8 protein-coding genes are annotated in these 6,449 nt (G+C 68.1%); 1 reads left to right on the plus strand and 7 read right to left on the minus strand.

Going from position 1 to position 6,449, the window contains the following annotated elements; translation table 11 throughout:
- Positions 1–40 precede the first annotated feature (40 nt).
- From CXY79_RS01090 to idi, 7 genes are read right to left on the minus strand one after another with little or no spacing between them, the layout of a single operon-like run.
- Positions 41–943 (minus strand): prenyltransferase, encoded by a 903-nt coding sequence (locus tag CXY79_RS01090; protein WP_104099322.1) that lies wholly within the window; start codon positions 941–943, stop codon positions 41–43.
- Positions 936–1,244, minus strand: a complete 309-nt coding sequence (locus tag CXY79_RS01095) for a lycopene cyclase domain-containing protein (protein ID WP_104099323.1) — start codon at positions 1,242–1,244, stop codon at positions 936–938. The genes CXY79_RS01090 and CXY79_RS01095 overlap by 8 nt, the downstream gene beginning before the upstream one ends.
- Positions 1,241–1,591, minus strand: coding sequence for a lycopene cyclase domain-containing protein (locus CXY79_RS01100; protein WP_104099324.1), 351 nt, complete (start codon positions 1,589–1,591; stop codon positions 1,241–1,243). Before CXY79_RS01100 ends, CXY79_RS01095 begins: the two co-directional genes overlap by 4 nt.
- Before the next feature lie 30 nt (positions 1,592–1,621).
- Positions 1,622–3,226, minus strand: a complete 1,605-nt coding sequence (crtI, locus tag CXY79_RS01105) for a phytoene desaturase family protein (RefSeq protein ID WP_104099325.1) — start codon at positions 3,224–3,226, stop codon at positions 1,622–1,624.
- Complete coding sequence (locus CXY79_RS01110) at positions 3,223–4,116, minus strand: squalene/phytoene synthase family protein (protein ID WP_104099326.1); 894 nt, start codon at positions 4,114–4,116, stop codon at positions 3,223–3,225. The genes crtI and CXY79_RS01110 overlap by 4 nt, the downstream gene beginning before the upstream one ends.
- Positions 4,113–5,156 (minus strand): polyprenyl synthetase family protein, encoded by a 1,044-nt coding sequence (locus CXY79_RS01115; protein ID WP_104099327.1) that lies wholly within the window; start codon positions 5,154–5,156, stop codon positions 4,113–4,115. The genes CXY79_RS01110 and CXY79_RS01115 overlap by 4 nt, the downstream gene beginning before the upstream one ends.
- On the minus strand, positions 5,149–5,688 hold the full coding sequence (gene idi / locus CXY79_RS01120; RefSeq protein ID WP_104099328.1) for an isopentenyl-diphosphate Delta-isomerase: 540 nt from the start codon (positions 5,686–5,688) through the stop codon (positions 5,149–5,151). The genes CXY79_RS01115 and idi overlap by 8 nt, the downstream gene beginning before the upstream one ends.
- Before the next feature lie 156 nt (positions 5,689–5,844).
- Here idi and CXY79_RS01125 point away from each other — a divergent pair, with 156 nt between their 5' ends.
- The gene (locus CXY79_RS01125) at positions 5,845–6,372 is read left to right on the plus strand and encodes an adenine phosphoribosyltransferase (protein ID WP_104099329.1); all 528 of its coding nucleotides are present in this window, start codon (positions 5,845–5,847) and stop codon (positions 6,370–6,372) included.
- Positions 6,373–6,449 lie beyond the last annotated feature (77 nt).

Raw genomic sequence — 6,449 nt, forward strand, 5'->3', positions numbered from 1 at the left:
CCCTCGACTCTACGGCGCGCAGGCCCGAACGGCCCGCACCCTAGAAAGGCCCGAGCTTCCCCCAGGCGATCAGCAGCATGGTCACCAGGAATCCGGTCAGGAAGTTGAGCCAGAGAAAACGCGTCCAGCCGGCGTTCGCGGTCTCGGACCGCTCGTCCGACACCGACCGGAACGGCCAGGCCGCCAGAATGTAGGGCACCGCGAGCACCGAGGCCAGCAGCCCGGGCCAGCCGGTCACAAGCATGAGCAGTCCGGCCAGGGCCCAGAATGCGATCGCGAGGCGCACGGTCCGCGCGGCGCCGAGCGCGGTCGCGATCGAGGCGATGCCGCCTTCCCGGTCGGGCACGACGTCCTGCACGGCGCCGAACGCGTGGCTGGCCATGCCCCAGAGGAAGAACGCGGCGAGCAGGGCAACCAGGCCGGGCGTCACGACGGCGCCGGCCACCACGAGACCGTAGACGGCGGGGCTGACGAAGTGGGTGCTCGAGGTGATCGAGTCCACCATCGGGCGCTCCTTGAACCGCAGTCCCGGAACGGAGTACGCGGCCACCGCGAACAGGCTCACGGCCAGAATGAACCATGACCACGGATGCTCCGCGCCGGCCAGGACGAGCATCACCACCAGCATGGGCACAGCCGTCACGATCCCGGAGACGAGCACCGTGCGGTGAAGGACCGGGTCCAGCATGGCTCCCTCGACGCCGCCCTTGCGCGGGTTGCGCAGGTCGGACTCGTAGTCGAAGACGTCGTTGATTCCGTACATCAGCAGGTTGTACGGAATGAGGAAGAAGAGGGTGCCCACCAGCAGCAAGGCGTCCACCCGGCCGGTCGTCACCACATACGCGGCGGCAAACGGGAACGCCGTGTTGATCCAGCTCAGCGGCCGTGACGAGAGCAGCACCTGCCGGGTCTTCCAGAGCGGTGGGGTGCGAGTCTCAGTCATTCGGTTTTCTTTCCAGCAGAGCCCAGAGCGCGGGCAGCAGGAGCGCTGCCGCAACGGGATAGGCGAAGTCTTCGATCGGGGCCAGGCCGATCCGCAATCCAAAGATGCGGCTGGGATCGTAGTCGACCAGTCCGACCCCGATCATAATGCTGTCGAAAACGGCCGTGAGCACGAGCACGGCGGCCATGGCGATCCCGGCGGCACGGATGCTGTGCCGGGAGAGCCTGCCGCGGCGCACGGCCGTGAGGAACACAGCCGTGGCGAGCAGAAGGAAGACGGTGTTCAGGAGCAGGTAGGTCACCCGTCGCTCCCCTCGTCGACGCCGGCCCGTTCGGCCCGGGAGCCGAGCAGCAGGCGCGCCCCCTGCACGGCGTTCATGGTGAGGTAGCAGAGGAAGGTGAGGAAGAAGAACTCCTCCACGGGCAGCTCCGGGGCCAGCTGCAGACCGGTCATCAGGGTCGTCTCGCCCCGGTAGAAGATGCCCAGGCCGATTCCGAAGAGGTCCCAGACGAGGAAGTACACCAACCCGACGCCGAGCACGATGGCAGCTCGCACCGGGTTCCGCCAGAAGAACAGCCGGAAGCGACGGTCGAGCAGCACCATCGCCCCCAGGCTGAGAAGCAGGGTCAGCAGATACGCGAACGTCACAGCACTACCGGATTCACTGTGCTGCCGAAGTCACTGGGCTTCCGGCAGCGGCGCCCGCACGGAGTTCGGCAGCGGTTCCGGGAGCGGTCCCGTGCTCGTGTCCGAGTTGATCCGCTTGAGGAGAATTTCAGCGCTGATCAAGCACATCGGAAGTCCGATGCCCGGGATGGTGGTTCCGCCGGCGTAGAACAGACCGTCGACCTTCGCGGAGGCGTTGGAGCCGCGCAGGAATGCGCTCTGCCGCAGGGTGTGCGCCGGGCCGAGGGCCCCGCCGCGCCAGGAGTTGAGGTCGTCGGCGAAGTCGCCGGGTCCCACCGTGCGGCGCACCACGATCCGCTCCGCCAGGTCGGGAATGCCGGCCCAGTCGCTGAGCTGTTTGACGGTGTCATCCGCGATCTTCTCGATCGCGGCCGAGCCTTGGCCGTTGATCCCGCCGTGGCCGAGGCCCGGGTCGGCGGGGATCGGCACCAGCAGGAACATGTTCGTGTAGCCCTCAGGGGCGACTCCCGGGTCGGTGGCACTGGGCATACAGGCGTAGAAGGAGGCCGGCGAGGGCACGCTGGTCTTCTTGCCGAAGATACGGCCGAAGTTCTCGGCCCAGTCCCTGGTGAAGAACAGGCTGTGATGTTTCAGCTCGGGCAGGTCTCCCTTGATGCCGAGCATCACGAGCACGGCGCCCGGACCGGAGACGCGTTTCTGCCACCAGCGCTCGGGGTAGGTCTGCGCGGATGCCGGCAGCAGCTCGGTCTCCGTGTGGTGCAGGTCGGCGGCCGAGACGACCGTGTCGGCGTCGAGGGTGACACTGCTGCCGTCGCCCGTGCGATAGCTGACCCCGGCGACGGCGGTTGCGGCGCCCGGGGTGGTGTGGATCGCCGTCACAGTCGCCTCGGTGATCACGGTCACGCCCTGAGCTTTCGCGATGTCGGCGATGCTGTCGATCAGCCGAGTGAACCCACCCTGCGGGTAGAGCACGCCGTCGGCCATGTCGAGGTGGCTCATCAGGTGGTACATCGACGGGGTCTGGTCGGGCGAGGAGCCGAGAAACACGGCCGGGTAGCCGAGGATCTGGCGCAAACGGTGGTCCTTCACATAGCCGGCCACGAACTTGTCCAGCGGCTGCAGCAGCAGTCGGGCCAACCGACCGAGCCGCTTCAGGACATCCGGAACCAGCAGGGGTGTGAAGGAGGCGAAGCTTGTATACAGGAACCGTTTGACTGCCATGTCATACGTCTCTTTGGCCGAGACGAGGTAGCGGTCGAGGGCCGCGCCCGCACCGGGTTCGAGGCTTTCGAACAGACGGATGTTGTCGGCCCGCTCGGCCGCGATGTCCACCGGCTCCGTCGTGCCCTCGAAGAAGACCCGGTAGCCCGGGTCGAGGCGGGTCAGGTCGAGCTGTTCCGCGGAGGATGTGCCGAACAGCCGGTAGAAGTGGTCGAACACCTGCGGCATCAGGTACCAGGACGGCCCGGTCTCGAACCGGAAGCCGTCGACGTCCCAGAAGCCGGCCCGGCCGCCGAGGGTGGCCTGCGCCTCGAGCAGGGTGACCTGGTGGCCGTCCCGGGCCAGCAGCGCGGCGCTGGCCAGTCCGGCGATGCCGCCGCCGATGACAACGGTGTGCCTGGTCGGTGCGCTCATCGCTTCCACGCTCCCGGTCCGAACGACGCGGTGAGTGCAATCATGATTTTCTCCGGATCCGGCACCCGTACCCGGGCGCTCATCAGTTCTCGCGCGGGGGTGACTCGCAGCTTCGCCGACAAGCGGGCGAAGAGGTGGTGTGCAGCGGTGACCGCGCGGCGGCTCCCCACCGGGAGCATGGGCAACACGCGGGCCGCCGCGTCGAGGTCGGCGTCCATGTCGTCGAGGAGTTCGTTCTTCTGTGTTTCGGTCATGGTCAGCAGGTTCACACCGGGAAAGTAGTTGCGGCCGAGGGCGTCCCGGTCGGCGGCGAGGTCGCGCAGGAAGTTGACCTTCTGGAAGGCCGCGCCGAGGCTCCGGGCACCGGCCTCGAGAACCTGGAGCTCATCGGTCGTGCACCGCGTGTCCTGCACGAAGCAGCGCAGACACATCAGCCCGATCACCTCGGCCGAACCGTAGATGTACTCGGCCACTCCGGCCGCGTCGAACGGCGACGGGTCGAGGTCCCGGCGCATCGAGGCGAAGAAGGGTGTGGTCAGGCTGGTGTCGATTCCGGCTTCCCGGGCGGTCGCCGCGAAGGCGTGCACGACCAGATTGGTGCTGAAGCCCGACCCCATCGCCTGGCTGGTCTCCCGTTCGAGCGCGTCCAGCAGGTCGCGCTGGCCGTCCACGTTCACGCCGGCCTGGCTTGCGGCGCCGTCCACGATCTCATCGGCGACCCGGACCAGGGCGTAGATGGTGCGCACCTGGCTGCGCACGCGCGGCTCGAGGAGACGGGCCGCGAGGCCGAACGAGGTGGAATAGTGGCCGATGACCGTGGCGGAGCTGGCCCGGGCCGCGGCGTTGTACTTCGCGATGCCGGTGTGGTCGTCGGGGCTGTCACGTTTCATCGGCTGCGATTCACGGCGGTGCCTGCCAGGGTGGTGAGCAGCGCGCGCAGGGGCGCCGGTACGGCGGCCGTGTCGAGCGCGGCCACGGCGCGAGTGCAGTGGTCGGTGGCCAGCTCATCCGTTGCCTGCAGGGCACCGCAGTCACGAAGCAGGCCGCGCACGGTGTCCGCTTCCGCCTCGGTGAGGTCGGCCTTGCCGATGAAGGGGGCGATCTCTGGCCAGCCGCGGGTGGTGCCCGCGTGGGCGATCAGGGTCGTCTGCTTGCCTTCCCGCAGGTCGGTGAGCACGCTTTTGCCGGTCTTCTCCGGGTTGCCGAAGACCCCGAGAACGTCGTCGGTCAGCTGGAAGGCCACGCCGATCAGGCGGCCGTAGGCGCCGAGCACGTCGATCGCCTCGGCCGAGCCGCCGGCCAGGATGGCGCCGGCCTGCAGGGGAGCCTCGAACGAGTAGACCGCCGTCTTCTGCTCCAGGGTGGAGATGACCTGGGCCACCGTGAGCGGATGCTTCGACGCGGCGTTGGTGACGTCCGCCAGTTCCCCGGCAGCGGAGACGAACACCGCTCGATCGAGCAGGTCGAGCAGGCGGCCGCGCAGTTCGAGCTCGACCGGCAGCATCGCGAGGGCGCGGTGGGCCTCGCTCAGCGCCAAGTCGCCGGCCAGGATCGCGGCCGTCGCGGCCCACGCCCCGGCCTGGTCGCCGGCTCCGTGGGCGAGGGCGCGCTCGGTGAACTGCCCGGCGATGTTGGCCACGCCGCGGCGGGCGAGGTCGTGGTCGATCACGTCGTCGTGGATCACGAAGGCCGTGTGCAACAGTTCGAAGCTGACCGCGACCGGAGTGGCCAGGGTGAGGTCGGTGCCGCCGAGGCCGGTGAACGCAGCCAGCACCAGTGCGGGGCGCACACGCTTGCCGCCGCTGCTGGCCTGCTCGAGAGAGTCCCAGAGCGCGACATAGTGTTCGCCGTAGTCGCTGGCACGCAGGCGGGCGGCGGCGAAAAAACGCTGCAACTCCGTCCCTACCCCGAGCGCCTGAATTTCATGCATCGAAACTGGTCAATTCCTGGAGCTGCAGCCCCAACCAGGGGCTGAACGCCCACGGGGCGTCCCGCACCGAGCGCTGCAGGGCGGCCGGCTCCACCCAGGCAAATTCCATGACCTCGTCCGGGTTGGGTACGGGTTCGCCGGTGGCGCGGGCCAGGTAGACGGGGCAGATCTCGTTCTCGACGATGCCGCTGCTGTCGACGGCGCGGTAGCGGAAGTCAGGCAGGGTGACCGTCAGGTTCGCAATCGAGAGTCCGAGCTCGAACAGCGCGCGCCGCTCGATGGCAGCGGGAAATTCCTCGCCCGGGAGCGGATGGCCGCAGAAGGAATTGGTCCAGACGCCCGGCCAGGTCCTCTTCGACAGGGCGCGTCGGGTGACGAGAACCTCGCCGGCCGGATTGAGCACGTGGCAGGAGAAAGCGAGGTGGAGCGCGGTGTCTGTGTCGTGCACACTGAGCTTCGGGGCCGTGCCGATTTCGCGGCCGGACTCGTCCAGCAGGACCACGAGTTCTTCGAGCACTTCGACCGGCCGCATTAGCCATCCCTTCGGGTGATTCAGTCAAGATACCGGAAAAATACCTAATCTGATTAGCCAAATGCGAGGCTAGCACGGGGCCCTGTCCGAACCGTCCATTGAGGGGCGTCGGGAGGCCCGCACGGCATCCGTCGGCCGCACGCTTAAACTCGTGGGGTGCCCACCCCCGCTGCAGACCATGTCAACGCCCTTCTCGCCTCGTACCAGGATTTTCCGCAAGTGGGCATCCTCTTCCGCGACCTCAACCCGGTGTTCGCCGACGCCGCCGCTTTTCGAGCGCTGATCGACGAGCTCGCCGGCCGGTTCCAGGGTGAATTCGACGCGGTGGCCGGCATTGAGGCCCGCGGCTTCCTGCTGGCCGCGGCGATCGGCTACGCGGCGGATGTCGCCGTGCTCGTCGTGCGCAAAGGTGGCAAGCTCCCCGGATCGGTGCTGAGCGAGGAGTACGACCTCGAGTACGGCTCGGCCTGCCTCGAGCTCGAGATCGGCCAGCTCGCGCCGGGTTCCCGCGTGCTGGTCGTCGACGACGTGCTGGCCACCGGCGGCACGATCGCCGCGACCGCCCGGCTCATCGAGCGCGCCGGCTACCGCCTGACCGGCGTCGGCGTCGTGCTGGAGCTGACCGAACTGGTCGGCCGAACGCGCCTCGGCGACGCTCCTGTGCACGCCATCGTCGCCCTCTAGCTGTTGTTCCCACACAGGTTGTGAGCGTGGCGTGAGCTAAAAAGGTGAGGACCTCCGGTATCGATTGGGTTACCACA

Origin of the sequence: Cryobacterium sp. M96 (genome assembly GCF_002929845.1) — a bacterium.
In the GTDB taxonomy this organism is placed as follows: domain Bacteria; phylum Actinomycetota; class Actinomycetes; order Actinomycetales; family Microbacteriaceae; genus Cryobacterium; species Cryobacterium sandaracinum.